The organism is Promicromonospora iranensis (assembly GCF_028994805.1).
In the GTDB taxonomy this organism is placed as follows: domain Bacteria; phylum Actinomycetota; class Actinomycetes; order Actinomycetales; family Cellulomonadaceae; genus Promicromonospora; species Promicromonospora iranensis.
Genome location: NZ_JAJQQP010000007.1, coordinates 38,140 through 64,251 on the forward strand (window position 1 = coordinate 38,140; position 26,112 = coordinate 64,251).

Below are 26,112 nucleotides of genomic sequence, written 5' to 3' on the forward strand. Positions count from 1 at the left end.
TGATGTGACCAGTGGGTTCAGATGAGGTTCAAGCGAGCAGACGTTCTTGCACGACGGTGCGCGCCGCCTGCGCCGTCGAGCACCCGAGCACTGTCCGTGCCAGCTCCACGCACTCGTCGCGGGACACGCCTGCCAGGGTGCTCGCGACGTCGGCCAGCGCGCGGGGTGTCATGGACAGTGACGTTACGCCCAACCCCACCAGGACGGGGGCGAGCAACGGATCCGCCGCTGCCTCACCGCACACGCCCACGGGAGCACCATGCATCGCACCGCCCTCACACGCCACCCGGACGAGCTCCAGGACGGCGGGCTGCCAGGGGGTCGACAGAGCGGCGACGCCGGCCAGGTCGCGGTCCGCGGCCATCGTGTACTGCGTGAGGTCGTTGGTGCCGAGGCTGGCGAAGGACACCTCCGCCAGCACGTGGCGCGCCTGGAGCGCGGCGGCGGGCGTCTCGATCATCACACCCGACTGCTCCAGGCCGTGCGCCGAGCAGGCGGCCGCGAAGTCGCGCGCCTCGTCCACCGTGGCGACCATCGGCGCCATCACCCAGACCTCTGCCGACTCGGCCGCAGCCGCCTGGGCGATCGCGTCCAGCTGGCGGTCCAGCACGTCGGGGTGTGCGACGGCGGTGCGCAGACCGCGCACCCCGAGCGCCGGGTTGTCCTCGTGGTCCGGGGTGAGGAAGCGGAGCGGCTTGTCCGCCCCGGCGTCGAGCGTGCGGACGACCACCCGACGGCCCGGGAAATGGGACAGGACCGCCCGGTATGCGGTCACCTGCTCCTCGATGCTGGGCTCCTCGCCCCGCCCGAGGAAGCAGAACTCCGTGCGGAACAGGCCGACGCCCCGTGCGCCGGCGGCCGCGGCGGCCGCGGCGGCCGCGGGGTCCGCGACGTTCGCCACCAGCTCCACCTCGGACCCGTCGCGGGTGACACCCCGGCCGTCGAAGGTGGCGTCGGTGATCCGGCGCCGGGCGCCCTCCACGTCCGCCGGGGACGGGGTCCGCAGGACGGTGCCGACGGTGCCGTCGACCACCACCTCCTCGCCGTCGGTGAGGCTGCCCGCTCCGGGCAGCGCCACGACCGCCGGGATACCGAGGGCGCGCGCGAGGATCGCCATGTGCGAGGTCGGCCCGCCGCGCGCCGTGACGACCGCGGTCACCACTGCCGGGTCGAGCATCGCGGTGTCCGCGGGTGCGAGGTCGCTCGCGACCAGCACGAACGGATGGCCGGGATCGGGGACGCCGGGCGGGGCCGCGCCCGTGAGGGCCGCGACGATACGGTCCCGGACGTCCCGCACGTCGCGGGCACGCTCCGACATGGGCGGGCCGAGCGCCTCGAGCTGCGTCGCCACCGAGCCCGCCGCGTCCCACACCGCGCGCTCGGGGGTGAGGCGGTCCTCCCGGACGCGACGTGCGGCGCCCGCGGCGAGGGTCGGGTCGGCGGCCATGACGGCGGTGACCGCGAGCACGTCCGCGGCGGTGCCCGAGGCTCGGCTCGCCCGCTCCGCCAGGTCGGCCTCCACCTGGGCGGCGGCCTCCTCGACCGCGCGAACGGCTGCGTCGGCCGAGCCCGACAGGCGGGTCGTCCTCGGCTCGGGTACGCGGGCCGGCATCCGGACCACCGGTCCCGCTGCGCGCCCCGGGCTCGCCGGAACCCCCGTGAGCCTCTCGCTCGTCATCCGCACGCTCCCTCAGGCTCGTCGTCGAGTGCGCTGGGAACGTTACACGCGAGCGCTCCGACGAGCGAGGCTCTGCCCCCCGGTCGGACGGCCGGCTGCCTGGGAGGACAGCGCGGCGCGCGAGGGCGCGGGCGCGCCCAGGCAAAGGAGTGCCCTCGGAGGAGTCCGTGGTCTGACAAGATGACCCCATGGCCGAGGCCCTGATCGTCGGATCCCCCGTCGCCGGACGGGTGGTCGCGATGCGCGACGTGCCCGATCCGGTCTTCGCAGAGAGCATCGTCGGTCCTGGGCTCGCGATCGATCCGGACACCGGGCTCGGCGGGCGTGTGGTCGCGCCGTGCGCCGGGGTGGTGGTCAAGCTGCACCCGCACGCCTTCGTGCTGCTGGCCCCGCCCGCCGAGCCGACGGCGCCTCCTGAGCCATCAGCGCAGTCCGGGCCGGCGGCCGGCCGGGGTGTCCTGGTGCACCTCGGCATCGACACCGTCCAGCTCAAGGGCGCGGGATTCCGCCTGTTGGTCGCGGAGGGCAACACCGTGGTGGCCGGCCAGGAGCTCGTCGTCTGGTCCCCGACCGAGGTGTCCGACGGCGGACGCTCGCCCCTCGTACCGGTCGTCGCCCTGGACCTCGGACCCCGCGGGCTCGAGGAGCTGGTCCGCCCGGGCGCGCGGGTACAGGCCGGTGACCCGCTGTTCCGCCTGCCCTGACCGGGGTCCCGCTCCAGACGTCCTAGGGTCGGGGGCATGGTGCGCACTGTGGTGTTCGACGTCGGTGAGACGCTCGTGGACGAGTCCCGGATCTGGCTCCGCTGGGCCGAGCGGCTCGGCGTCCCGCCGCTCACGTTCCTCGGCCTGCTGGGCGGCTGCGCCGCCCTCGACCTGCTGCACCAGGACGCGTTCGAGATGGTGCGCCCCGGGCTGGACGTCGAGGCGGAGATCGCCCGCTGGGCCCAGGACGACCCGGAGGGCCTGCGCAACGGGTTCGACGCCGACGACCTGTACCCCGACGTCCGGCCCGCGCTGACGGCACTGCGGGAGGCAGGCTTCGACGTCGTCGTCGCGGGCAACCAGCCGCCCGAGGCACGCGCCGCGCTGGAGGCGATGAGTCTGCCCGCGAGCGCCATCCGGACCTCGGACGAATGGGGCGTGCAGAAGCCGGACCCGGAGTTCTTCGCGCGCGTCGCCGAGCTGTCGGGCGTGGCGCCGGAGGAGATCGCCTACGTCGGCGACCGGCTCGACAACGACGTGCTGCCCGCCGCCGAGGCAGGGATGCGGCCGATCCTGCTCCGGCGCGGGCCATGGGGCCATCTGCACGCGCTCCGCCCAGAAGCGGCGCGGGCGACGGTGATCGACTCGCTGAGCGAGCTGCCCGAGGTCCTGGCCGTCTGAGTCAGCCGCGGAGCGGGAGCGTGAGTCCGGCGTCGCCGTCCGGCACCACGCGGACCGGGACGCCCCAGTCCTGCTGGGCCAGGTGGCAGGCCGGGAACACGTCGGGGTCCGGCTCGCCGTTCGGCAGGAGGGGAACCTCGTCGCACGACGCCGCCTTGGCGGTCACGTGCAGCACGCCCTCGGTCACCTCGGGGTTGATCACGAGATCCCGGAACAGGTCGGTCCCGCTCCCCGCCCCGGCCAGCAGCAGCTCCGGTGGGGTGGCGCTGACCTGGAGCGACGTCGACGGGCCCCAGCGGTCGTCGAGCTTCTGACCGGGCGCGGGCACGAACGGCACGTCCAGCCGGAGCGGCCCGGCGCCGACGTCGGTGGCGGGCCGGGCGACCCGGTGCGCGCCGCCGTCGAGCACCTCGCCCGCCAGGCTCGCCGGGAGCGCCACCCGCGTGAGCCGGTGGGCCGCCGACTCCACGACGACCAGGTGCACGGCGTCGTCCGCGACCTCGACGAGCACGTCCGACGGCTCCGCCAGGTCCTTGGCCAGGGTCGTCACCTCGGTGGTGGCGGGGTCGTACCGGCGCAGCGCGCCGTTGTACGTGTCGGCGACGACGACGGAGCCGTCGGGCAGCGTGGCCACCCCGAGCGGGTGCTGCAGCAGCGCCTGGTCGGCGGCGCCGTCGCGGTGACCGAAGTCGAAGAGGCCCTGGCCGACGGCGGTCCGCACGGTGGCCGACGGCGCGTCGCCGGCACCGTCGGACAGCACCACGCGGCGCAGCGACGAGGTCTCCGAGTCGGCGATCCAGAGGTGACCGTCCGGCCGGCCGTCGGCATCGACGGACGGCACGACGCCGGAGGTCTGGGCGAACCAGGCACCCTCGCCGGGGCCGTCCTCCAGCCCTTCGTTCATGGTGCCGGCGAGCAGGGCGGCCGAACCCTGCAGCAGATCGACCTCCCACAGGGTGTGGTTGCCCGCCATGGCGACGACGAACGCGCCGCGCACCGCCGACCACGCGACGTCCCACGGGGAGCTCAGCCGCAGGTCGAGCGGCGCGACGGCCGTGCCGGGCTCGTACGCCCGCGCCGGCTCGCCGTCCCGCCCGCGGACGTTCTCCTGGCCACCGACCATGAACTGCTCGCCGGTGCCGGCCACCGTCGTCACCACGCCGTCGGCGAGACGCACCCCGCGCAGGGCATGGTTGACCGTGTCGGCGACCAGGACGTCGTACCCGAGGGGGGCGCGCAGCTCGTCGGGTACCAGGCAGAGCCCGTTCGGCTCGCTGAACCGCGCGTCGCCCGGCGCGCCGTCGACCAGCCCGCGCTCGCCGGAGCCGATCCGCCGCACGAGCGTCTCGCCGTCGGGGGCGAGCTCGGCGAGGGAGTGGTGCCCGGCGTCCGCGACGAGAAGGGTGCCGCCGGGCAGCGCGAGTGCCTTCGCGGGGAACCGCAGCGTGCCGGACGCCGGGGCGGGCGGCACGTACGGGCCGGAACCGCGGTGCAGCGTGCCCTTGGCCGCGTGCTCGCTGATCAGGTCGGTCACAAGCGCGGCGATCGCCGAGCCGTGCCCCTCGCCCGCCATCTGGGCCACGATGTACCCCTCGGGGTCGATGACCACGAGCGTGGGCCAGGCCCGCGCGGTGTAGGCGCCCCAGGTGACCAGCTCGGGGTCGTCCAGGACGGGGTGCCGCACGTCATACCGCTCGACGGCGGCGGCGAGCGCGTCGGCATCGGCCTCGTGCTCGAACTTCGGTGAGTGCACGCCCACGATCACGAGCTCGTCGCGGTGCTGCTCCTCGATCTCGCGCAGCTCGTCGAGGACGTGCAGGCAGTTGATGCAGCAGAAGGTCCAGAAGTCGAGCACGACGACCTTGCCGCGCAGCTCGGAGAGGGTGACGGTACGGCCGCCGGTGTTCAACCAGCCACGCCCGACGAGCTCGGACGCGCGGACCCGAGGCAGGTTCTGGACTCCTGTGCTCACCGGCCCATTGTCACTCCCGGGGTGCGCTGTCCTTGCCGGTGTCCGGCCTGCGGGCACGCCACTGCGCGACCAGGGCCTTGTCGGCCCGCCGACGCGTGAGGTCACTCTTGCTGGAGTGCACGGCCGCCCGGTGCGCGAGCAGAGCAGCGCGGTCCCGCTCGAGGGCCCACATGAGCGCCTCGCGCACGTCGGCGCGCGTCACCCGCACGCTCCGCGTCTCGTCCATCGTCCCGATCATTCTCGCCGTTCCGTGTCCTCCGGCGCCCCGAGCGGGCGCCGCAACGATTCAGGAGGTCATCCGAGGATGTTTTGTGACATCCCAGGTCTTCCTGGCTTTCACCCGGCCATGGTTGGGTGGAGCAGAGGAACGTACCGCGCAAACCTGGCGTTGCGATATCCGCCTATCGGATGACTTTCTGGGGCAGACCGGCGTGTCGCCACCGTGGGTGCCGTGTGTGTTGGTGGGTGAGGAGAGGATCAGGGCATGGACCGCGACCAGGCCAGGAAGATGAAGGAGCAGCTCGCAGCCTTCGCCCGAGAGCTCGCAGAGAAGCATGGAGTCGTGGCGACACCGCGGTCGCTGGGTGGGCAGACGGTGTCGGAGGCTGCCGACGTCGTACGCGCTCCTACGCTCGCCCTCGGCCTCGTGCCTCAGGCCGAGGGTGGCTTCGGCATCGCCGTCCGCTACCGTCTCGGGGTCCCGCGGGCCCGCTCGATCGTGCGCAAGGTCTCGGCGGAGGTGGGACCCGACGTCGACGTACGGCGCACCGGGCGCATCCGCCCCGTGAGCGAGCTGGGTCCGCGCCCGCCCGCACCGACGTCGCAGGCCGACGGCGACACGGACCGGCGCCGCCCGCTGCGCCCCGGCATCTCCATCGGCCACGTGGGGGTCACGGCGGGCACCCTCGGGGCGTTCGTGACCCGCGCGAACGCGCGCGGCGGCAGCCACGCCAGGGACGGCCAGCTGTACGCGCTGTCGAACTACCACGTGCTGGCCGGCTCTCCCGAGGCCCGGCCGGGCGACGTCGTCCTGCAGCCGGGACCCGCCGACGGCGGCCTGGCGCCGGGCGACCGGATCGGTGAGCTGACACAGGTCGTGGACCTGGACGCGGTCGAGCCCGCCGTCACGGACGCCGCGATCGCGCGCCTCGACCGGGTCCCGATCGACTTCGAGTACCCCGTGGGGCGCGTGGTCAAGACGGCGCGTGCGCTCGGCGGCGAGATCGTCGGCAAGGTGGGCCGCACGACGTCGGTCACGCGTGGCCGGGTCACCGCGATCGAGCTCGACGACGTCATCGTGGGCTACGAGGATCTCGGCGCGCTCAGCTTCGACGACCAGATCGAGATCGAGAGCCTCGACGACGGCCCGTTCTCGCGGGGCGGCGACTCGGGCGCCCTCGTGTACCGGCAGGACGGCGTGGCGCTCGGCCTCCTGTTCGCCGGGTCGGAGTCCGGCGGGCACAGCGGCAAGGGACTCACGTACGCCAACCCGATCGACCATGTGCTCGAGATCCTGGGGGTCGAGCTGGCCCGCGAGCAGCCACGCGCGTTCGAGTGAGTCGTGCGCCGGTCCGGGCGCTGACGGCACGCGGTCGAGTGCCGTTCGGTGTGCGCACCAGCGTTTCCCGCGCCGGGCGTGTCGTCCCCGGCGTCTGGGACGTGGGCGTGTCCGTCCGGCGCGTCGCGGCCCGGAAACCCGCCTGACCTGCGAAGCCACCTGCGGCCGCTCGGAGCGACGTTCGGCCGTCCCCGAAGCACGTGCGAGGGGGTAGACACGGGGGACACAATGGATGACCAGGAGGTGATCGGGATGGCAACACTCGACGAGGCTCGGTCGGCAAAAGCCGCATTGCGGGAAAAAGTGACCGGGTTCGACGGTGTGATCGGCGTTGGCGTCGCCCCTGAGTTCACGACGTCCCTCGGACAGCCCCTGCGTGAGTACCCCGCACGGAAGCACGCAGAGCCCGGCACGTCCGGTGGATCACCGGTCGAGGTGCTCGCCGAGGAGGTCTCGGTCGAGCAGGTGACAGGGCCCGGCGGAAGCTGGGTGCTTCAGGTCAACGTGACAGACCCCGGCCTCGTGGACAAGGTGCCCGAGGAGATCAACGACGTAGCGGTACGCGTGCGCGTCGTGGGCGCCGTCCGGGCGGGCTGAGAGCAGCAGCCGAGGCAGAGCGCCGTGGCGGCGCTCCACCTCAGCACGACCGCTCGCTCAGCCGAGGGTCGTCGGCAGCTCCGGCGTCTCGCCGAGCACCTGCTCGGCGAGGAACGCCGACACCACCTGGTACCAGACCTTGGCGTTCTGCGGCGTGAGCACCCAGTGGTTCTCGTCCGGGTAGTACAGGAACCGGTGCACGGTCTCGCCGTCGTCGGACGCCGGGAGACCGGACTTCGTCAGCAGCTCGGACCACAGCCGCAGGCCCTCGCCGATCGGGACGCGATAGTCCTTGTCGCCGTGGATCACGAGCATCGGGGTGCGGATATCGCCCACGGCCAGGTGCGGGCTGTTCTCCAGCGCCGTCTCCGGCGTCATCTCGCGGGCCCAGTAGTAACCCGCGTCCGTGGTGGGGCCGAACTGGTCCAGCGCCCACAGGCTCGCGTGGGTCACCACCGCCTGGAAGCGGTCCGTGTGCCCGGCCACCCAGTTGGCCATGTACCCGCCGAACGAGCCGCCCATGGCCGCCGTGCGCGTCTCGTCGATCTCGGGCCGGGCCTCGGCGGCGTCCGTGATCGCCATGAGGTCGGTGAACGGGGCCTTGCCCCAGGCGCCCCACCCGCGCTGCACGAACTCCTGGCCGTACCCGGTGGACAGCGCCGGGTCGGGCAGCAGCACGGCGTATCCCTGGGCGACCATCAGCCAGGGGTTCCAGCGCCAGCTCCAGGCGTTCCAGGAGCCCAGCGGGCCGCCGTGGATCCACAGCAGGAGCGGGGCCTTGGTCTCGGGTCCCGCGTCGGCGGGCAGTGCCAGCCAGGCGCGCACCCGGGAGCCGTCGTCCGCGGTGGTCTCGATCTCCGTGAGGCGACCGGGCAGCGGAGGAGCTGCGACCGGCGAGCGCAGCAGGGCTGCGGCGACCGGCGTCCGCTCCCCCGGTGCTCCCGAGGCGAGGAAGCCCGCCAGGTCGATCCGCACCGGCTCGGCCGGGGCCGCGTAGGAGGTGCGGAGCGCGAACACGGTGGCACCGTCGGGCGTGACCGCGAGGTCGGAGAAGACCGCGTCGTCCGCCGTCAGCTTCTCGACGAGCACGTCGCTGCCGGGGAGCGCACCGGAGACCGTGAGCAGGAAGACCGGGCCGCGGCCGTCGTCGTCGGCCTGGACCAGGAGGCCGCTGCCGTCCGGGAGCCAGGTGGGCCGGCCGGGCCAGCGGTCCCAGTCGTCCGCGAGGACCACCGGCTCCGCGGAGCCGTCGGTCGGCACCAGGGCGAGGCGGATCACCGGAGCCTCCGCCGGGGACGAGATCGACTCGGTCACGTAGGCGACCCAGGCGCCGTCCGGCGAGATGCGCGGACCCTCGGCGTCGGCGTCCGGGTCGTCGACGAGCACCCGACGGTCACCGGTAGCCGTGTCGACGACGACGAGCGTGCTCCGGGTGGCAGCACCGGCGTCGGGCACGTTCCAGGTCGTGACCAGCGTGCTGCCGTCGGCGGACAGGTCCGCGGAGTGCTCCTCGAGGTGGCGGCCGGCGCCCGTCAGGTCACGCAGGTCGAGGTGCTTGCCCGACGACGGGTTCTCCTCGTCCGGCATCTCGCCCTGGGTGTCGGTGGCACGGGGCAGCGGCGACGCCGGCTCGTCCGCGAGGGTCGCAAGGTCACCGGCGAGGCGCCGTACCTGGTCGGGCCCGAGATCGTGGTCCCAGAACCGGACGGGATAGCCGGTGTGCAGGATCGCGGAGACTTTTCGGTCCTTGCGGGCCTTGCGGAGCTCGGCGTCCTGCGCCAGCCCCTTCGCGGAGGGCAGGAGGGAAGCGGCGACGCTCACCGTGTCGGCGTCGCGGGCGGTGAGCGCCCCGGAGACGCCGCCGGGCGGCGCGGCGACGACACGGGCCTCACCACCGTGGGCGGGCAGCAGCCAGAGGGCCGGCGTCGGCTCGGAGCCCTCCTTGCCGTCCGGGTCGGGCCTGGCCGAGGCGAAGAGGAGGTCGCCCGAGCGGGTGAAGACGGCGGACGACTCGCCCTTGGCGGAACGGGTGAGCCGCCGGGCCGGCTCCTCGCCCGCTGGATCCACCTCCCACAGGGCCGTGCGGTAGCCGGTGCGCTCGTCGTCGAGCGTCTGGACGGTGGCGACGAGGCGTGTGCCGTCCTGGCTGGCCGTGAGGCCGGCGACACGGGGGATCGCGACGTAGTGGTCGAGGTCGTGGAACGGGGTCTGCGGAGATTCGCTCACGCGCCACACCTATCACGCCCAGCCCTGGGTTGTGGGCGTAATTTTTGCGGCTGTGCGCCCGTTGTCGGCGCAATGATCGCGCCCACAGCCCAGCGAGGGGGATCAGGAGTCGGCCTGCTTGGCCGCCTTCTCGGCGAGCATCTTGTTGTACGCCTCGAGCTCGGCGTCGCCGTCCCGCTCGGCCTTGCGGTCGTTCCGCTTGGCCTCGCGGGCGTCGGACCGTGCCCAGGAGATCGCCACGCCGACCGCGAGCAGCAGGGTCGGCAGCTCGCCGATGCCCCAGGCGACGGCGCCACCCTTCTGCTGGTCCTCGATGGCGCTGGGCCCCCAGGGACGGCCCATGAGCCCGAACCAGTCGGGCACGAGCAGGGCGGTGCCGGAGGTGAGCGTGACGCCGAAGAACGCGTGGAACGCCATCGTGGCGAACAGGAGGACGAGCCGCAGCGGGTACCCGGGGCGGGACGGCCCGGGGTCGACGCCGATCAGGGCGTTCGCGAAGAGGTACCCGACGAGCGTGAAGTGGGCGATCATCCACAGGTGGCCCGCGTAGGTGGTCAGCGCGAGCTCGAAGAGGGGCGTGAAGTAGAAGACGATCATCCCGCCCGCGAAGAGGACGGCGGCGACCACCGGGTTCGCCATGAACCGGCCGATCGCGGAGTGCACCAGTGCCAGCACCCACTCGCGCGGCCCGCGGGAGTCGTCCTTGCGTGCGGGCACGGCCCTGGCGAGCAGGGTGACCGGTGCGGCCAGCACGAGGAACAGCGGCACCACCATCGCGAGGACCATGTGCTGCACCATGTGGGCGCTGAACAGGACGTGTCCGTAGGCGGCCGCGCCGCCGTTGGTGGCCCAGAACAGCACCACGATGCCGAGGCACCACGAGATGGTGCGGCCGACGGGCCAGGCGTCCCCGCGACGCCGCAGCCGCAGCGTCCACCGCACGTAGACGAGAACGGCGGCAGCGCACGCGAACGCGACGATGACGTCCCACTGGAACTCGGTGAACCAGCGCAGCATGGTGGGCTCGGGCGGCAGGGGATGGCCGGTGACGAGCTCGGCGGGGGTCGGGTCGGCGATGGCCTCGTCGGGCACCGGCGGCGCGGTGGAGCCGAGGGCGACCGCCACGCCCGAGACGGCCCCCATCACCCCGACCTCCACGGCGGCGAGCCGCCAGAACAGGCCGATCGCCGCGTTCCTGGTGGTGGTCACGGCGGAGAGCCGGGCGACGACGGTGCTGCGGTGCAGGTAGCCGAGGCTGCCGAGGACGATCAGCAGCGCGGTCTTGACCACGAGGAGGATCCCGTAGTCGGTGCCCAGCCCGTCGAGGGAGCCGATCCGGATCCACCCGCTGACGAGGCCGGAGACCGCCACGGCGGCGAAGCACCAGAACGCGATCTCCGAGTAGCGCCGGATCACGTCGGCGGTGGCCGCGTACCGCAGACCGACGAACACGATGGCCGCCAGCCCGCCGATCCAGAGGGCCGCACCCCCGAGGTGCAGGAAGAGGGCGGAGATCGCGACGTCATGGCTCGCGGCGCCGGCCGCGTGGCCCGTCGAGGACTGCATGCCGAGAGCGACCAGCGGCAGCGCGCTGGTGCACAGCGCGCCCACCGGACCACGGACCAGCAGCGCGACGGCCGCCGTCAGCGCGGCGACGACGACGATCCCGAGGTAGGTGCGCCCGACGGAGATGGTCGTGACGTACTCCATCAGGGCAGGGCCGAACCCCGGCGCGTCGAGGGGCAGGTAGGTGGACCACGAGAACCGCAGCACGAGCTGGACCAGCGCCGCGAGCGTCCACACACCGGCGGAGACGCCCGCGACCCCGAGAGCCCGGTCCACCAGCGGGCCGCGCGGCAGCACGAAGGCCGCCAGCGCGAGGGCGCCGACGGTCAGCGCCACCGCCAGCTCGGTGGTGACCGTCGCGACCGGCATGCCCCAGCGCACGAGGACACCCGGGTCGGCGAAGTTGGCGAACGCCGTGAAGGCACCGGAGAACGCGCCCGCGGCGAAGAGGGCAGCCAGCGCCACGAGCGCCGCTGCCGGCAGGGCGGCGACGAGCCACGAAGGGCTCGTCGGGCCGGTCGCGGGGCTCGTCCGGGCAGTTCTGCTGGCCTTGTTCCGGGCGTCGGTCGGGGTCACGCGGTCCAGCCTAGGCGCGACGCGACGCGGTTCCGACCGTCTGCGGGTGTCCGGTTGACCACGCCGCAAGCATCCCCGAACCGGGCATTTCGACGGCGTCCACGAAAAATTCGGCCGGATTATGCACCAAACCCAACCCTTTAGCCCTCTTCTGCGTTGTGACCAGTGTGGACCTCGCGAACATCATCACCGAGACCGACGACTCCGTGCCGTGCTCGGAACAGCCCGAGCTCTGGTTCGCGGAACATCCCGCGGACCTCGAAGAGGCGAAGCGCGCGTGCGCGGTCTGCCCGCTGAAGGCCCAGTGCCTCGCGGGCGCGCTCGCCCGCCGCGAGCCGTGGGGTGTCTGGGGCGGAGAGATCGTCGTGGACGGCACCGTGCGGAGCCGCAAGCGGCGGCGCGGCCGGCCCCGGTCGATCGGCGGCATGCGCGTGGCGTGAGGGCCACGTGACACAGGACCTTGCCTGAGGCACGGCGATCGAGTCCATTCGCCGTGAGATACCGAGGCAGTGCGCTCTCCGCACCGAGGATCTCCCAGACGGATCCGGACGAGCGCACTGCCCCGGTCGCTACATGAGTCAGACCCCCAGGTCACCTTGGTGACCTGGGGGTCTGACTCGTTACCGGACCCTGTCGCTCAGCCCCTGTCGCTCAGCCCCAGACGAGGCCGTGGGCGGGCTCCTCGAGCACGCGTGCGACGTCCTTGATGAACCTCGCGCCCAGCTCGCCGTCGGCCAGCCGGTGGTCGAAGCTGAAGCTCAGCTGCGTCACCCACCGCGGCTTCACCTTGCCCTTGTGCACCCACGGCTGCTTGCGGATCGCGCCGAAGGCGAGGATCCCCGCCTCCCCCGGGTTGAGGATCGGCGTCCCCGTGTCGATCCCGAAGACGCCCAGGTTGGTGATCGTGATGGTGCCGTCGGACATGTCGGTGACCGACGTGCGTCCGGCCCGCGCCGTCGCCGTCAGCCCGGCGAGCGCCTTCGCGATGCCGAGCAGGTCGAGCGTGTGCGCGTCCTTGATGTTCGGCACCACGAGCCCGCGCGGCGTCGCCGCGGCGATGCCCAGGTTCACGTAGTGCTTGTAGACGATCTCCTGCGCCGTGTCGTCCCACGAGGCGTTGATCTGCGGGTGCCGCTTCACCGCGAGCAGCACCGCCTTGGCCGCGATCAGCAGGGGCGTCACCTTGACGTCCGTGAAGTCGCGGTCCTCCTTGAGCGCCGCCACGAGCTTCATCGTCTTCGTGACGTCGACGGTGTGCAGGACGGTCACGTGCGGCGCGGTGAAGGCACTGGCCACCATGGCCTCGGCGGTGCGCTTGCGCACCGACCGCACCGGGACGCGCGTCTGGCGCCCGTCCGGTGAGACCACGCCCGAGGCGAGCCACGGCTCGTCGTCCGGGTAGTCGGTCAGCGTCCGCACCGACGAGCGCTCGGCGTGGGAGACCACGTCCTCACGCGTCACGATGCCGCCCGGACCCGACGCGTGCACGCCCGCCAGGTCCACCCCCAGGTCCTTGGCCAGCTTGCGGACCGGCGGCTTGGCGAGCACCCGGGCCCGCGCGGCGGTGGTGGTCCCGGTGTCCGACGCCGGAGCCGGCGTGGCCGGCCGGGGCGCGGCGGGTGCCGGGGTCCTGACCGGCTGAGCCACCGGCGCGGGCGCTGCCTGCACGCGGGGCTCGACGGCCTCGACCACCGCCGTCGCGGCCGGAGCCGCCTGGTGCCGACGACGCCGTCCGCTCGCCTTGGCCTCGGCGGTGCCGTAACCGACGAGCACCGACCCGGAGCTCTCGTCCTGAGCGTCCCCAGCTGCGGACGCACCCCCCGGACCGGCGTCGGGGCCGGCCGGCGTGGCCGTGCCGTTCTGGGTCGACCCGGCGGGGCCGGCCGCGCCGTCGGGCACCGTGATCTCGATGATCGGGGTGCCGACGTCCACGGTGGTGCCCGGCTCCACGAGCAGGGCGGCGACCGTCCCGGTCCATGGCGACGGCAGCTCGACGAGCGACTTCGCCGTCTCGATCTCGACGATCGTCTGGTTCACCTCGACCGAGTCGCCGACGGCGACCTGCCACTCGACGATCTCGGCCTCGGTGAGGCCCTCTCCGACGTCGGGGAGCGGGAACCTCTGGTTCTTCAAGCTCACTCTCGGCTCACTCTCTGCTCACTCCTGAGTCAGTGCGCGAAGGCACGGTCGACGGCGTCGAGCACGCGGTCCACGCTCGGCAGGTACTCGTGCTCGTGCTTCGCCACCGGGTACGGGGTGTGGAAGCCGCCCACGCGGAGCACGGGCGCCTCGAGAGCATAGAAGCACTCCTCCGTGACGCGGGCGGCGATCTCGGCGCCCGCGCCGAAGAACACCGGCGCCTCGTGGATGACCACGCAGCGGCCGGTCTTGCGCACGCTCGCCACCACCGCGGCGGTGTCGATCGGCGAGATGGCGCGCAGGTCGAGCACCTCGGCGGACCGGCCCTCCTCCGCGAGCGCTTCAGCGGTCTTGACCGCCGTCGTGACGGACGGCCCGTACGCGACGAGCGTGACGTCGGTGCCCTGGCGGATCACCTGGGCCGTGTTGAGCGTGTCCGTCCCGACCGGAGCCTCGAGGTCGACCGGGCCCTTGCCCCAGTAGCGGCTCTTGGGCTCGAAGAACAGCACGGGATCCGGGGAGGCGATGGCCTCCTGGATCATCGTGTAGGCGTCCTGCGGGCTGCTCGGCGAGACGACGCGCAGACCGGCGGTGTGCGCGAAGAGCGCCTCCGGGCTCTCGCCGTGGTGCTCCACGCCGCCGATGCCGCCGCCGTAGGGGATGCGGATCACGACGGGCATCTGCACCGCGCCGCGTGTGCGGTTGTGGATCTTCGACAGCTGCGTGGTGATCTGGTTGAACGCCGGGAAGACGAACCCGTCGAACTGGATCTCGCAGACCGGCCGGTAGCCGCGCATGGCCAGCCCGATGGCCGTGCCGACGATGCCGGACTCCGCCAGCGGCGTGTCCACCACCCGCTGCTCACCGAACTCCGCCTGCAGGCCGTCGGTCACGCGGAAGACGCCGCCCAGCGGGCCGATGTCCTCCCCCATGAGCATGACCTTGTCGTCGTGCCGCATCGCGGCGCGCAGGCCCTCGTTGATCGCCTTGCTGAACGAGAGCGTCCGGGTGCTCGACGCAGGCTCCGAGGCGCTGGCTGTGGTGTGCGTACGTTCCGCCATGGTTGTCATCGTGCGCCTCCCTGCGCTGAGTCCGCGATCGCATACTGCGAGGCCGGCGGGTCGCCGGCTTCGTAGGCCTCGTACCAGGCTCGTTCTGCGGCGACGACGCCGTGCGGTGTCGCGTAGACGTCGTCGAAGGTGCTGGCGACCGCCGATCCGCCGTCGAGGGCGCGGACGCCGTCGCGCAGCTGTGCGCCCAGCTCGTCACCCTCTGCCTTGATCTCGGCGTCGAAGTCCGCGTCGAGCGCGCCCTCTGCCCGCAGCAGTGCGGCGAGACGGTCGATCGGGTCGCGCCGGCGCCACTGCTCCTCCTGCTCGGAGGTGCGGTAGCGGGTCGGGTCGTCCGACGTCGTGTGGGCGCCCATGCGGTACGTGAACGCCTCGATGAAGCTCGGGCCCTGGCCCGTCCGGGCCCGCTCGAGCGCCTCCTGCGTCGCGGCGTAGACGGCGAGCACGTCGTTGCCGTCGACCCGCAGGCTGGGCAGGCCGAACGCCTCGCCCCGCTTGTACAGCGGGATCTTCGTCTGCCGGGAGGTCGGCTCGGAGATGGCCCACTGGTTGTTCTGCAGGAAGAACACGACCGGTGCGTCGTTCACCGCGGCGTAGATCATCGCCTCGTTGACGTCGCCCTGCGAGGTGGCGCCGTCACCGAAGTAGGTGATCACCGCGGTGCCGTCGTTCTTGTCGTGCGGGGTGCCGTCACGCTGGACGCCCATGGCGTAGCCGGTGGCGTGCAGGGTGTGCGCGCCGATCACGATCGTGTACACGCTGGTGTTGTGCTCGGTCGGGTTCCACCCACCGTGGTCGGAACCACGGAAGAACCGCAGCCGGTCGACGGGGTCCAGGCCCCGGACGTGCAGCACACCGTGCTCCCGGTAGGACGGGAACACGTAGTCCTGCGGCCGCAGCGCGTGCGCGCTGCCGACCTGCGCGGCCTCCTGGCCACGAGCGGGTGCGAACAGGGCGAGCTCGCCCTGGCGCTGGAGCGAGGTCGCTTCGTCGTCGAAGCGACGCGTCAGGACCATGTCGCGGTACATGCCGCGGAGGTCTTCCGCGGTCAGGGCAGCGGCTCGGTCGCGATACCCCTTGGTACCGCGCGTCGTGACGCGGTTCCCTTGGGGGTCGAGCAGCTGCAACGTCGGGATCGCCTCGTTGGAGCCGTTGGTCGTAGTCACGCTTCCTCCTTCAACTGCGGACGCGAGCGCCCGCTGTTGCGGAGACGCCCGGTCCGTTCCGGGGACCTTTCCATCCTGGCACGGGTCCAGCCGGAAATTTGGCCGATCCGCAACCTACGCTCTCGTAGCCTACGCAAGCGTAGGCTACGGCTCCGTAGGTTGGTCTGCCGCGATGTCGCCCAATCTCCCGGGGGGCCGTTTGTCGGAATCCACCAAGCCGCGCGACGCAGTCTCGACGCACACCTGTCAGGACCCTCCGCGCGGCGCCTCCGTCTCGGCTGGCCCCAGGCCGATACTGAGCCGGTGTACCCGCCGTACGACAGCTGGTTCCCGGACGCGCCGATCGACGGCACCTACGGGCACGACAAGGACGCCCTGCTCGCGATCGAGCCCGTCCCGCCGCCACCGGGCTTCGGCGACCTCTGGCGAGGCTGGTTCACGGCCTCCCGCGCGGTCCGTCCCGAGCCGCGCCTGACGGCGCTCGGCAGGCGGGACGGGCACGACCTCTACGAGCTCGAGCACACGGGTGCCGACGGGCTACGGCTGCGCGGCTGGCTCGCCCTGCCGTCCGACGGCGCGGCCCGGGTCGGCGTCGTGCACAGCCACGGGTACGGCGGCCGGGAGGCGCCCAGCTTCGACCGTGTGCCCGACGACGCCGCCGTCGTCTTCCCGGTGGCCCGCGGGCTCGGAGCACTCAACGCCGGGGTCGGGGCCCCGGACACGGCGGACGAGCACGTGCTGCACGGCATCGGCTCCGTGGACACCTACTCGCTGGGCCGGTGCGCCGTCGACCTGTGGCACGCGGCCGACGCCCTCGTGGAGGTTGCCGGCGACCTGCCCCTGTACTACGTGGGCGAGAGCTTCGGCGGCATCGGCGCGCTGGCAGTGCCGTGGGACCGGCGGTTCGTGGGCGCGACCCTGGTGGTGCCGAGCTTCGGGCAGTACGACGTGCGGCTCGACGTGGCGTGTGCGGGCAGCGGTGCGGCAGTGCGCCGGTACGTCGCCGAGCACCCGGAGGCCCGGGACGTGCTGCGCTACTTCGACACGTCGACGGCGGCCGCGTTCCTCCGCGTGCCCGTCCGCTGCGAGTGCGCCCTCTGGGACGCGTCGGTGCCCGCACCCGGGCAGTTCGCCGTGGCGAACGCGGTGGCGGCCGCGGCGCGGGCCGACCACCGGACCGGTGCCGAGCTGGAGCTGGAGGTGCTTCCGGCGGGGCACGCCGAGTACCCGGGCCAGGACGCCGACCAGGCCCGGGCCGCCGCCGCGACGCGGGCGCACATCGCACGCTGCCTGGCGCGCTGACAGCGCCCCGCTAGGCAGGGCGGGGTGGGGCGGGCCAGGCTTCGTGGTCGGTAGAAGGTCAGGTAGTCGGTCGCTCCGAATACCGATCACCTGACGTTCTGCCGACCACCGTCAGCGTTGGCGCCAGCCCGCGGCGACCGCCAGGAAGGCGTCGTTCGCCTCCGGGTCGCCGATGCTCACGCGGATCCCGTGGCCGGCGAACGGGCGCACCAGGACCCCGGCGTCCTTCGCCTCGGCGGCGCGCTCCATGGTCGCCTCGCCCAGGTCGAACCACACGAAGTTCGCGTGCGTCTCGGGTAGCACCCAGCCCTGACCGCGCAGGCTCTCCACGACGCGAGCGCGCTCGCCGACCAGCGCCTCGACGTGCTCCGTCAGCTGGCCCTGCGCCTCCGGCTCCAGCGTCGTCAGCGCGGCGGCCTGGGCGACGAGCGAGACGCCGAACGGTGTGGACACGGAACGGATCCCGGCGACGAGGCGCGGCTCGCCGATCGCGTAGCCGATGCGGAGCCCGGCCAGGCCGTGCGCCTTGGACAGGGTGCGCAGCAGCAGCACGTTCGAGTGGCGCCGGAACACGTCGAGGCCGACCGGCGCCTCCGGGTCCCGCACGAACTCGAGGTACGCCTCGTCCAGCACGACGAGCACGTTCTTCGGCACCTCCGCCAGGAACGTCTCCAGCTCGCCCGCGTGCACGGCCGGGCCGGTCGGGTTGTTGGGCGTGCAGACCAGCACCACGCGAGTGCGCGGCGTGACCGCGGCAGCCATCGCCGGCAGGTCGAGCCGCCCGGTGCCGTCCTCGAGCGGCACGGTCACGACGCTGCCGCCGGACACCGCCGCCGCGATGGGGTAGGCCTCGAACGAGCGCCACGGGAACACGATCTCGTCCCCGTGGTCCACGACGGCGTTCAGCACGTGCGACAGGAGCGCCACCGACCCGTTGCCGACCACGACGTTCTCGGCCGCGACACCGCTGTGTGCCGCGAGCGCGCCGACGAGCTCGTCGGCGTAGATGTCGGGATACCGGTTGACCTCGGCCGCTGCACGCGTGATGGCGGCCTGGACGGACGGCAGCGGCGCGTACGGGTTCTCGTTCGACGAGAGCTTCCATGCCGGGGCGCTCGACCCGGCGCGCGCACCGGGAACGTAGGCGGGCAGGGCCGACACGGCAGGCCGGAGCGGTACTGATGCTTCATCCACGGGGGTCAGCATGCCACGATGACCAGATGAAGCTCGTGGCGCGCATCCTCATCACCGCACTCGCAATAGGGCTGTCGGCCCTGATCCTCGGCTCCCACATGAACATCGTCAGCAACGACACCACGCTCGGCGCGATCCTCGCCACCGTGGTGGTGGCGGTGGTCTACGGCCTGGTCCACATGGTCGTGAAGCCGATCGTCCAGCTCATCTCCCTCCCGCTCTACATCCTCACGCTCGGCCTGGTGTCGTTCCTGATCAACGCGCTCATGCTGTGGATCACGACGCTCATCACCAACCAGACGTGGTTCTCCGACACGCCCAACTGGGGCCTCGAGGTGAACGGCGGCTTCTGGTGGTTCGTGCTCGCGGCGCTGGTGATCTCGGTGGTGCAGACGATCCTGCTGGCAGTCCTGCCCAACAAGGTCACCGACTGACGCGCTCGAACCGGTAGTACCGGGTCTCCGCCGCCGCACCACCCAGGCGCGGGCCGATCCGGTCCGCCACCTCGGTGACCCGGGGATCGCCGAGCCCGACCGCGAGGTCGAGCGTTCGGACGTGCGTGGTGATCGAGTGCGCCTGCACCACGTCGCCGGACGCCGTCCGGTCGCCGGGGTCGGTCGAGTCCCGCAACGACCGGACCACCGTGACACGGTCGCGGGTGCGGGGATTCTCCGCGGCGGAGCGCCCGTCCGTGTTCGAGACCAGCTCCTCCGGGGTCTCCAGGTGCAGCGCGGGGACGCCGGGCGGTGCCGCCAGCAGACCCGTGGGCGAGCCGGCGGTGACGAGGCCTCCGACCCGGTAGCGCTCGGCGAAGCCCGCTCGTGAGGCGAGCGCCACGGCCGCGATCCCGCCCAGGCTGTGTCCCACGAGGGTCACCGGCTCGTCCGGCCCGACGCCGGAGTCGACGAGCGCACGCTCGACGGCCGCGGTGGCACCGTCGGCCTGGCCCGCCATGAGCTCCACGTCGGTCCGCCCGTCCCAGGGATGGGCCGCCGGCAGTGCCGACTGGGTTCCGGGGATCAGCACGGTCCAGGACACCTGGCCGCCCTCCCCCACCACCTTCTGCACCGCCACCGTTGCCGCGGGGGCGCCGCCTGTGGCCGGGTAGAGGTCGTCGATCCTGCTCAGCGCCTCCTGGACCGACGACGCGCCGTGGCCGGACCAGGCAGGAAGCCCGCCGCTCGCGAAGTCGCCGGGGCCGAGGCGCACGACCCGGAGCCCGTCGTCGTCGTTCCCGAGAACGGGTGCCTCGCGGGCCACGTGCGCAAGGACCGCGGCTCCTCCGGCCACCCCTGAGCGCCCCTCGGCGCGCCCGGCCTGGGCCAGGCCCACGCCGCCGCCCGCACCGGCGAACACCTCGTCGGAGAACGGCCCGACTCCGCGCGTCGCACCCGACGCGGCCCAGCCCGCCACTGCCCCGGAGGCGCCGCTGGTGAGGGTCCCCCCGACCAGGCGCCCGCCGATCTCGGCGCCGCCCACGACCCCGACACCCACGAGACCCGCCCAGCCCAGGCTGCCCAGCGCCGCCCCCGTACCGAAGGCCCCGGCCGTGATCAGGGCGCCGACCGCCCGCTCCGCCGTCGACTCCGCCTCCTCGTACAGGCCGGCTGCCCGGAGCAGGCGCCAGCCGAGGAGGTCGCACAGGTCGGCACGTGCGACGAGGGATCGCGCCGCCTCGTGCGCCGCCGCCTCCAGCGCCCGGACGGCCGGGCCCAGCGGGGCCACGCCGCCCAGGCCGCCGTCGAGCCAGGGCACGCCGGGGGACGTTCCGAGGAGCCCTGGCACGACGATGCTCCCGCTCGCCGCCAGGCACTGCGCCGCGGCGGCCCGCAGCTCGTCGGCGGCACCCGCCACCCGGGCGGCCGCTCGGCGCACCGAGTCCGACTCGACGCTGGTGGCGCCCCCTCCCCCATAGATCACGACGGTGTCCGACGGCGCGCGCGGACCAGCGGGCTGTGCGGGCCAGGGCATCATCATCCGAGCCCGCCCGCGGCGCGGAGGGCCTCTGCCCGCTGTACCACGTCCTTCAGCAGCAGGAGGTCGCGCGCGACGGCGAGCGCCGCCTCGGCCACCTCTGCCCGGTACAGCTCCGCAGCAGGTGCCTCCCACTCCACCTCGACGGCGGCCCGCAGCTGCTCGATCCCCCGGACCACCAGCTCCAGGGCCGCCGCGAGCGCCGTCGTCGGCTCCCCTGGTCCGGGTACGGGCGCCCCGCACGCACGCGTCATCGTCTCTTCCTCGCCGCTCGTCCTGCTGTGCCCATCCGCCGGCTCCCCTCTGCTGTCTCCTGGTGACCACGACGCTAGGTGCGGTCCGGGCGTCGGCGTCGGCCGGTGGGGTTCGACTGTGCACAGCGCCCCGAAACGGCCGGCTGTGGTCGGGCTCCCGCGGCGCGGCGCCGTCCTGCGGGTCTGTGCGGGTCTCCCGCGGAACTCCCGTGGGAGAATGGAGGACGTGCCTGAGACGACCGCGCCTGCCGCCAGCCCTGCCCGCCCTGCCACCCGCGTCACTCTCGCGGAGGTGAGCCCGGCCATCGCGCTCGGACCGCTCGACGGCCGGTACCGCAAGGCCGTCGCCCCGCTCGTGGACCACCTGAGCGAGGCCGCGCTGAACCGCGAGCGCATCCACGTCGAGGTGGAGTGGCTCATCACGCTGTGCAACGGCGCGCCTGGCGTCGAGGCGCCCGTGGTCCCGGGTGCGCCGACGCTGTCCTCGCAGGAGATCGACTACCTCCGCGCGATCCCCGCGACGTTCGGCGCGGACGAGATCGCCGAGCTGGCCGAGATCGAGCGCGAGACCGTGCACGACGTCAAGGCTGTCGAGTACTTCATCAAGCGGCGCATCGCCGCCGCTCCGGAGGCGTTGGGCTCGACCAGCCTCCCGGCCGCCAGCGAGCTGGTGCACTTCGCGTGCACGAGCGAGGACATCAACAACCTCTCGTACGCGCTGATGGTGCGGGGCGCGGTCCGCGATGCCTGGCTCCCGGCCGCGAACGCCGTCGTCGACCAGCTGGCGGGCATGGCGCGCGAGCACGCCGCGGTGCCCCTGCTGAGCCGCACGCACGGGCAGCCGGCGACGCCGACCACGCTGGGCAAGGAGCTCGCCGTGCTGGCGCACCGCCTGCGCCGTCAGCTCCGCCGCATCGAGGGCGCCGAGTTCCTGGGCAAGCTGAACGGCGCCACCGGCACCTACGGGGCGCACACCGTCGCCGTCCCGGCCGCCGACTGGCCCGCGGTGTCGAAGGCGTTCGTCGAGGGTCTCGGGCTGGACTGGAACCCGCTGACCACGCAGATCGAGTCGCACGACTGGCAGGCGGAGGTCTACGCCGACGTCGCCCGCTTCAACCGGATCCTGCACAACCTCGCCACCGACGTGTGGACGTACATCTCGCTCGGGTTCTTCACGCAGATCCCGGTCGCGGGCGCCACGGGCTCGTCCACGATGCCGCACAAGGTGAACCCGATCCGGTTCGAGAACGCCGAGGCCAACCTCGAGATCTCGTGCTCGCTCCTGGACACCCTCTCGGCCACGCTCGTGACGAGCCGTCTGCAGCGTGACCTCACCGACTCGACGACGCAGCGGAACATCGGTCCCGCGTTCGGGCACAGCTTGCTCGCCATCGACAACGTGGCACGGGGTCTGGACCGGCTCGCCGTCAACGAGACGCTGCTGCGTGAGGACCTCGACGCCAACTGGGAGGTGCTGGGCGAGCCCGTCCAGTCGGCGATGCGCGCGGCGTCCGTCGCGGGCGTGCCCGGCATGGAGAACCCGTACGAGCGCCTCAAGGACCTCACGCGCGGCCAGCGGGTGGACGGCGCGCGCATGCGCGAGTTCGTGGCAGGCCTCGGTCTGCCCGACGACGTCGCCGCCCGCCTCGCCGCGCTGACCCCCGCCACGTACACGGGGCTGGCCGAGCAGCTGGTGAAGGACTACCTGGACTGAGGCGGAGGTGCAGCGCAGGGTGGGGGCCGAGGAACGAGGCACCCGCCCGGAGCGGAACCGCAGTCTCAGGCCACACAGGTCTGGACTGAGGCGGAGGTGCAGCGCAGGGTGGGGGCCGAGGAACGAGGCACCCGCGACCCGGCCGCTGTCCTGCTACTCCAGGAAGATCCCGTTGCCCGGCCCGACGGGCAGGTCGGCGAAGAAGAACACCGACAGGACGGCCGCCCACACCAGCCAGAACGCCACGGTGAAGGGCAGCAGCCGCGCCATCACCGTGCCGAGGCCGGCGCCGGGTTCCCAGCGGCGCAGGAACGTGAGCAGCACGATCATGTACGGGTTGAGCGGCGTGATGATCTGTGTGGCCGAGTCGCCGACGCGGAACGCCGCCTGCACGAACCCGGGCTCGTAGCCGATGAGCGCGAACATCGGCACGAACACCGCCGCCATGATGGTCCACAGCGACGAGCCGGAGATGATGAACAGGTTCAGCAGCGAGGCGAGCACGAGGAAGCCGATGATGGCCCCGTAGCCGGTCAGGCCGCTCGACTCGAGTCCCTCGGCGCCCGCCACGGCGATCCACTGGCCGACGCCGGACCAGTTGAACAGCGCGATGAACTGGCCGAGCACGAACGCCAGCACCAGGAACCCCGCCATGTCCTTGATGGACTGCTCCAGCAGCCGCGGGATGTCCTTCATCGACGTGATGGCTCTGGTCACCACGCCGTACACGACCCCGGGCACCAGGAACAGCACGAAGATCACGAAGGTGATCGAACTGAGCAGTGGTGACTCGGGCAGGAACCCGCCGTCCTCGTTGCGCCACGGTGAGCCGGGCACGAGGAACGCGACCGCGAGCACCGCGGCTACCAGCAGCAGCGCACCGACGGCGAACTGCAGCCCGCGACGCTCGATCGCCGAGAGGTCCGCCGACTCGACGGCGCCCACGGGCTCTCCCTCAGCGTGGGCCCCCGGCGTGGTCCTGCCGGCATTGGGCACCACCGTGCCGGTGAACCGCGCCTCGTCGACAGCAACACCCTGCCGGACCAGGCGTGGCTCCAGGACCTTGTCGATCAGGAACCCGGCGAGCACGGACAGCAGGAACGCCGAGACGACGTTGAAGTACCAGTTGGACACCGGGTTCACCGGGTCGCCCGGGTTGGGCAGGATCTGCGTCACCGACACGGTGATGCCGGCGAACAGGGCGTCCAGGCTGGTCACGGCGAAGTTCGTGGAGTAGCCGGCACCAGCGGCGGCGAAGCCGCCGAGCAGGCCCGCCACCGGGTGCCTGCCGGCAGCCTTGAACACCATCGCGGCGAGCGGCGGGATGACGATGAAGGCGCTGTCGGACATGACGCTGCCCCCGACCCCCACGAGACCGACGGCGTAGGGCAGCGCCCACCGCGGCGCGGAACCGAAGACCGCCCGGACGCCCGCGGCGAGGAGGCCCGTCTTCTCCGCCACACCGACCGCGAGCCAGATGGTCAGGACCGTCGTCAGGGGCGGAAAGCCGATGTAGTTGACGCCGATGTTCTCGGTGAACCAGGTCAGGCCCTCGGGCGTGAACAGGCCCTGGATCTCGGTGACCTCCTCGGCGCCTGGCACCTGCACGGTCACGTCGGCGAGCGCCATGAACGTCGAGACGAGCGCGATCGCCAGGAAGAGGATGAGGAAGAGCGTGAAGGGCTCGGGCAGCCTGTTGCCGACCCGCTCCACGGCGCCCAGGAATCTGTCGGCCCGCGACGGGCGGACGGGCGGTGCTGCGGTGCTCATGCGGTCTCCCTTGGCTCTGGCGTCGTGGCTCCGGCGTCGGTCGGGCAGCCTAGGGTCGCAATCTAGAGGGTGATTTTTCGGCCGGGTAACGACCTTCCATACGATGGACCGCATGAGCCGCTCCACCCCGCCCAGCACCGCATACCTGGACCACCTGGTCGCCGAGACCGCCGGGCGGCGGGAGGCACTGGCCGGCGCGGCCTCGGTGGGCGGCACCGGCGTCCCCGGCAGACCCGGAGCGGCGCTGACCGACGGCGGTGCGCCCGCCGACCTGGTCGCCGCCGTCGAGCGGGCGGCCGACCGGCTCGAGCCGGAGCTCGCCGAGATCGTGCGCCGCCTGCACGCCCACCCCGAGCCGGCCTTCGAGGAGCACCGCAGCGCGGCGACGCTGGTGGAGGTGCTGGCCCGGCACGGTGTCGAGGCTCAGCTCGGCGTGCACGGCGTGCCGACCGCGTTCCGCGCGGAGGCCGGCGACCCCGCCGGGCCGACCATCGCGATCTGCGCGGAGTACGACGCGCTGCCCGGCATCGGCCACGCGTGCGGCCACAACGTCATCGCGGCGTCCGGCGTCGGGGCGTTCCTCGCCCTGCACGAGGTCATGACCTCCGGTGCGGCCCCCGCCGGACGAGTCGTGCTGCTCGGCACGCCCGCTGAGGAGGGGCACACCGGCAAGGAGGTCCTGGCACGCAACGGAGCCCTGGAGGGGATCGACGCCACGATCATGGTGCACCCGTACGGGCTCGACGTCGCCGACCAGGTCTGGCTCGGCCGCCGTCTCCTGACGTGGACCTTCACCGGGCGACCCGCGCACGCCTCCGCCCAGCCGTACATGGGCCGTAACGCCCTCGACGCCGCCAGCCTCGCCTACCAGGGCATCGGCCTGCTGCGGCAGCAGATGCCGCCGGTGGACCGGGTGCACGCGACGATCGCGGAGGGCGGCACCCGGCCGAGCATCATCACGGAGCGCGCGGTCGTGCACCTGTACGCGCGGTCCAAGTACGCCGACACCCTGCGCGACCTGTCGCGCCGCCTGGACGACATCGCGCACGGAGCAGCGCGCATGACCGGTACCGACGTGGAGATCACCTGGGACGACGGGGCTCATCCGAGCCTGCCGGTACGCACCAACCGGCGGCTCACCGACCGGTGGGTCTCCGCCCAGCGCCGCCGCGGACGTGATCCGCTGCCTGCCGGCGTGCTGTCCGAGACACTTGCTGCGTCCACCGACTTCGGCAACTTCTCCTTCCGCATTCCCGGCATCCATCCGCTCGTGCAGGTCTCCGACCCGGACGTCGCTCTGCACACCGCCGAGTTCGCCACCGCCGCGGCGAGCCCCGCGGCGGTGTCCGCGGCGGTCGACAGTGCGGCCGGCCTCGCGTCGACGGCCCTGGACTATCTGTACGACGCCGACCTGCGTGCCGCCGTTCACACGGAGTTCGCCGAGGAGGGCGGCGCCGTCGACGTGCCGGCGTACTTCGACTGACGCCGGGGCCGCGCCGGCCAGCGGCCGGCCAAAAAAGGCGGGCCTGATGCGGGAGGCGACCTTATGGTCGGGCCATGACGACGCCGGAGATCGCCCCCATCGACACCTGGCTCGCCGTCACGCGGGAGGACGGCGAGACCGTGGGCTACCTCGAACCCGTGACCGACGACTACTCCGACGTGATCCCGCGCAACCGGCTCGGCCACGCCGTCGGCGAGGTGTGCGACTACCACGTGGCCGAGGAGCTGGTGCTCGACCGTGGCCTGCGGGAGCTGGCGGAGTACTGGCTGCTCGACGGCGACGGTCCGGAGCTCACGGTCATCGAGTTGTCCCCCGGCGGGGTCGTGCTGCGTGACGCGTTCCTGTCCAAGTCCCTGGCACCCACCCGGCGGGTGGACGTGCCGTGGCCGGACACGGCGCACCGTCTCCGCCGGGCCCCGGCCAGGTAGGTCCTGGCGACGCAGACGCCTGGCGAGACAGGACCGGGG

General features: G+C 72.8%; 22 protein-coding genes. 10 read left to right on the forward strand and 12 right to left on the reverse strand.

Features of this window, described 5'->3' with window-relative positions:
* Positions 1-28 precede the first annotated feature (28 nt).
* Positions 29-1,678: a phosphoenolpyruvate--protein phosphotransferase gene (gene ptsP / locus LUM46_RS13035; protein ID WP_274994453.1), complete on the reverse strand. Its 1,650-nt coding sequence runs from the start codon at positions 1,676-1,678 to the stop codon at positions 29-31.
* Positions 1,679-1,866: 188 nt separating this feature from the next.
* Between ptsP and LUM46_RS13040 the strand changes: the two genes are divergently transcribed.
* Positions 1,867-2,382 carry a PTS sugar transporter subunit IIA gene (locus LUM46_RS13040; RefSeq protein ID WP_274994454.1) on the forward strand — a complete coding sequence of 172 codons (516 nt, stop codon included), beginning with the start codon at positions 1,867-1,869 and terminating at the stop codon, positions 2,380-2,382.
* 36 nt (positions 2,383-2,418) lie between these two features.
* Positions 2,419-3,063, forward strand: a complete 645-nt coding sequence (locus LUM46_RS13045) for an HAD family hydrolase (RefSeq protein ID WP_274994455.1) — start codon at positions 2,419-2,421, stop codon at positions 3,061-3,063.
* A 1-nt stretch (position 3,064) separates the two neighbouring features.
* On the opposite strand, the gene LUM46_RS13050 is transcribed toward LUM46_RS13045, so the two are convergent.
* Together LUM46_RS13050 and LUM46_RS13055 are read right to left on the reverse strand one after the other, a co-directional pair.
* Positions 3,065-5,035 (reverse strand): NHL domain-containing thioredoxin family protein, encoded by a 1,971-nt coding sequence (locus LUM46_RS13050; RefSeq protein ID WP_274994456.1) that lies wholly within the window; start codon positions 5,033-5,035, stop codon positions 3,065-3,067.
* 10 nt (positions 5,036-5,045) lie between these two features.
* A complete protein-coding gene (locus LUM46_RS13055; protein ID WP_274994457.1) occupies positions 5,046-5,261 on the reverse strand; it encodes a hypothetical protein in 216 nt (71 codons plus the stop codon).
* Between the two features lie 258 nt (positions 5,262-5,519).
* Here LUM46_RS13055 and LUM46_RS13060 point away from each other — a divergent pair, with 258 nt between their 5' ends.
* Positions 5,520-6,593 (forward strand): chymotrypsin family serine protease, encoded by a 1,074-nt coding sequence (locus LUM46_RS13060; RefSeq protein WP_274994458.1) that lies wholly within the window; start codon positions 5,520-5,522, stop codon positions 6,591-6,593.
* Positions 6,594-6,845: 252 nt separating this feature from the next.
* A complete protein-coding gene (locus tag LUM46_RS13065; protein WP_274994459.1) occupies positions 6,846-7,190 on the forward strand; it encodes a hypothetical protein in 345 nt (114 codons plus the stop codon).
* 57 nt (positions 7,191-7,247) lie between these two features.
* Here LUM46_RS13065 and LUM46_RS13070 read toward each other — a convergent pair whose 3' ends face one another.
* Entirely contained in the window at positions 7,248-9,416 is a 2,169-nt protein-coding gene (locus LUM46_RS13070; protein ID WP_274994461.1) for a S9 family peptidase, read from the reverse strand.
* 102 nt (positions 9,417-9,518) lie between these two features.
* On the reverse strand, positions 9,519-11,558 hold the full coding sequence (locus tag LUM46_RS13075) for a bifunctional copper resistance protein CopD/cytochrome c oxidase assembly protein (protein WP_274994463.1): 2,040 nt from the start codon (positions 11,556-11,558) through the stop codon (positions 9,519-9,521).
* A gap of 158 nt (positions 11,559-11,716) precedes the next feature.
* Here LUM46_RS13075 and LUM46_RS13080 point away from each other — a divergent pair, with 158 nt between their 5' ends.
* Positions 11,717-11,998, forward strand: coding sequence for a WhiB family transcriptional regulator (locus LUM46_RS13080; protein WP_308434123.1), 282 nt, complete (start codon positions 11,717-11,719; stop codon positions 11,996-11,998).
* A 211-nt stretch (positions 11,999-12,209) separates the two neighbouring features.
* Here the strand turns inward: LUM46_RS13080 and LUM46_RS13085 are convergent, their stop codons facing one another.
* Genes LUM46_RS13085 through pdhA form a run of 3 tightly spaced genes read right to left on the reverse strand, consistent with a single transcriptional unit; the run spans position 12,210 to position 15,933 of the window.
* On the reverse strand, positions 12,210-13,697 hold the full coding sequence (locus tag LUM46_RS13085) for a dihydrolipoamide acetyltransferase family protein (RefSeq protein ID WP_274994464.1): 1,488 nt from the start codon (positions 13,695-13,697) through the stop codon (positions 12,210-12,212).
* Between the two features lie 29 nt (positions 13,698-13,726).
* Positions 13,727-14,758 (reverse strand): alpha-ketoacid dehydrogenase subunit beta, encoded by a 1,032-nt coding sequence (locus LUM46_RS13090; RefSeq protein ID WP_274994465.1) that lies wholly within the window; start codon positions 14,756-14,758, stop codon positions 13,727-13,729.
* 5 nt (positions 14,759-14,763) lie between these two features.
* A complete protein-coding gene (gene pdhA / locus LUM46_RS13095) occupies positions 14,764-15,933 on the reverse strand; it encodes a pyruvate dehydrogenase (acetyl-transferring) E1 component subunit alpha (protein ID WP_274994466.1) in 1,170 nt (389 codons plus the stop codon).
* 303 nt (positions 15,934-16,236) lie between these two features.
* Between pdhA and LUM46_RS13100 the strand changes: the two genes are divergently transcribed.
* Complete coding sequence (locus LUM46_RS13100; RefSeq protein ID WP_274994467.1) at positions 16,237-17,235, forward strand: acetylxylan esterase; 999 nt, start codon at positions 16,237-16,239, stop codon at positions 17,233-17,235.
* A 111-nt stretch (positions 17,236-17,346) separates the two neighbouring features.
* Here LUM46_RS13100 and hisC read toward each other — a convergent pair whose 3' ends face one another.
* Positions 17,347-18,441, reverse strand: a complete 1,095-nt coding sequence (gene hisC / locus LUM46_RS13105) for a histidinol-phosphate transaminase (RefSeq protein WP_274994468.1) — start codon at positions 18,439-18,441, stop codon at positions 17,347-17,349.
* Between the two features lie 14 nt (positions 18,442-18,455).
* On the opposite strand from hisC, the gene LUM46_RS13110 reads away from it, so the two are divergent.
* The gene (locus tag LUM46_RS13110; protein ID WP_274994470.1) at positions 18,456-18,863 is read left to right on the forward strand and encodes a phage holin family protein; all 408 of its coding nucleotides are present in this window, start codon (positions 18,456-18,458) and stop codon (positions 18,861-18,863) included.
* Here the strand turns inward: LUM46_RS13110 and LUM46_RS13115 are convergent.
* Together LUM46_RS13115 and LUM46_RS13120 are read right to left on the reverse strand one after the other, a co-directional pair.
* The gene (locus LUM46_RS13115) at positions 18,853-20,400 is read right to left on the reverse strand and encodes an RBBP9/YdeN family alpha/beta hydrolase (protein ID WP_274994471.1); all 1,548 of its coding nucleotides are present in this window, start codon (positions 20,398-20,400) and stop codon (positions 18,853-18,855) included. The genes LUM46_RS13110 and LUM46_RS13115 overlap by 11 nt on opposite strands.
* Positions 20,401-20,402: 2 nt before the next feature.
* A complete protein-coding gene (locus LUM46_RS13120) occupies positions 20,403-20,657 on the reverse strand; it encodes a hypothetical protein (RefSeq protein ID WP_274994472.1) in 255 nt (84 codons plus the stop codon).
* Positions 20,658-20,874: 217 nt separating this feature from the next.
* On the opposite strand from LUM46_RS13120, the gene purB reads away from it, so the two are divergent.
* Positions 20,875-22,371 carry an adenylosuccinate lyase gene (gene purB / locus LUM46_RS13125; protein WP_274994473.1) on the forward strand — a complete coding sequence of 499 codons (1,497 nt, stop codon included), beginning with the start codon at positions 20,875-20,877 and terminating at the stop codon, positions 22,369-22,371.
* Positions 22,372-22,524: 153 nt separating this feature from the next.
* Here purB and LUM46_RS13130 read toward each other — a convergent pair whose 3' ends face one another.
* On the reverse strand, positions 22,525-24,141 hold the full coding sequence (locus tag LUM46_RS13130; RefSeq protein WP_274994474.1) for an AbgT family transporter: 1,617 nt from the start codon (positions 24,139-24,141) through the stop codon (positions 22,525-22,527).
* A gap of 103 nt (positions 24,142-24,244) precedes the next feature.
* Between LUM46_RS13130 and LUM46_RS13135 the strand changes: the two genes are divergently transcribed.
* Positions 24,245-25,624, forward strand: a complete 1,380-nt coding sequence (locus tag LUM46_RS13135) for a M20 family metallopeptidase (protein WP_274994476.1) — start codon at positions 24,245-24,247, stop codon at positions 25,622-25,624.
* A gap of 74 nt (positions 25,625-25,698) precedes the next feature.
* Positions 25,699-26,073 carry a hypothetical protein gene (locus LUM46_RS13140; protein WP_274994477.1) on the forward strand — a complete coding sequence of 125 codons (375 nt, stop codon included), beginning with the start codon at positions 25,699-25,701 and terminating at the stop codon, positions 26,071-26,073.
* Positions 26,074-26,112: the final 39 nt, after the last annotated feature.

What these genes read in the sequence shown, in the direction of transcription:
- LUM46_RS13055 (WP_274994457.1), bottom strand. Translation starts at nt 5,261, where the DNA reads ATGGACGAGACGCGGAGCGTGCGGGTGACGCGCGCCGACGTGCGCGAG.
- LUM46_RS13090 (WP_274994465.1), bottom strand. Translation starts at nt 14,758, where the DNA reads ATGGCGGAACGTACGCACACCACAGCCAGCGCCTCGGAGCCTGCGTCG.
- LUM46_RS13120 (WP_274994472.1), bottom strand. Translation starts at nt 20,657, where the DNA reads ATGACGCGTGCGTGCGGGGCGCCCGTACCCGGACCAGGGGAGCCGACG.
- LUM46_RS13065 (WP_274994459.1), top strand. Translation starts at nt 6,846, where the DNA reads ATGGCAACACTCGACGAGGCTCGGTCGGCAAAAGCCGCATTGCGGGAA.
- LUM46_RS13130 (WP_274994474.1), bottom strand. Translation starts at nt 24,141, where the DNA reads ATGAGCACCGCAGCACCGCCCGTCCGCCCGTCGCGGGCCGACAGATTC.
- LUM46_RS13045 (WP_274994455.1), top strand. Translation starts at nt 2,419, where the DNA reads ATGGTGCGCACTGTGGTGTTCGACGTCGGTGAGACGCTCGTGGACGAG.
- LUM46_RS13110 (WP_274994470.1), top strand. Translation starts at nt 18,456, where the DNA reads ATGAAGCTCGTGGCGCGCATCCTCATCACCGCACTCGCAATAGGGCTG.
- LUM46_RS13140 (WP_274994477.1), top strand. Translation starts at nt 25,699, where the DNA reads ATGACGACGCCGGAGATCGCCCCCATCGACACCTGGCTCGCCGTCACG.
- LUM46_RS13135 (WP_274994476.1), top strand. Translation starts at nt 24,245, where the DNA reads ATGGACCGCATGAGCCGCTCCACCCCGCCCAGCACCGCATACCTGGAC.
- LUM46_RS13060 (WP_274994458.1), top strand. Translation starts at nt 5,520, where the DNA reads ATGGACCGCGACCAGGCCAGGAAGATGAAGGAGCAGCTCGCAGCCTTC.
- ptsP (WP_274994453.1), bottom strand. Translation starts at nt 1,678, where the DNA reads ATGACGAGCGAGAGGCTCACGGGGGTTCCGGCGAGCCCGGGGCGCGCA.
- purB (WP_274994473.1), top strand. Translation starts at nt 20,875, where the DNA reads ATGGAGGACGTGCCTGAGACGACCGCGCCTGCCGCCAGCCCTGCCCGC.
- LUM46_RS13040 (WP_274994454.1), top strand. Translation starts at nt 1,867, where the DNA reads ATGGCCGAGGCCCTGATCGTCGGATCCCCCGTCGCCGGACGGGTGGTC.
- LUM46_RS13115 (WP_274994471.1), bottom strand. Translation starts at nt 20,400, where the DNA reads ATGCCCTGGCCCGCACAGCCCGCTGGTCCGCGCGCGCCGTCGGACACC.
- hisC (WP_274994468.1), bottom strand. Translation starts at nt 18,441, where the DNA reads ATGCTGACCCCCGTGGATGAAGCATCAGTACCGCTCCGGCCTGCCGTG.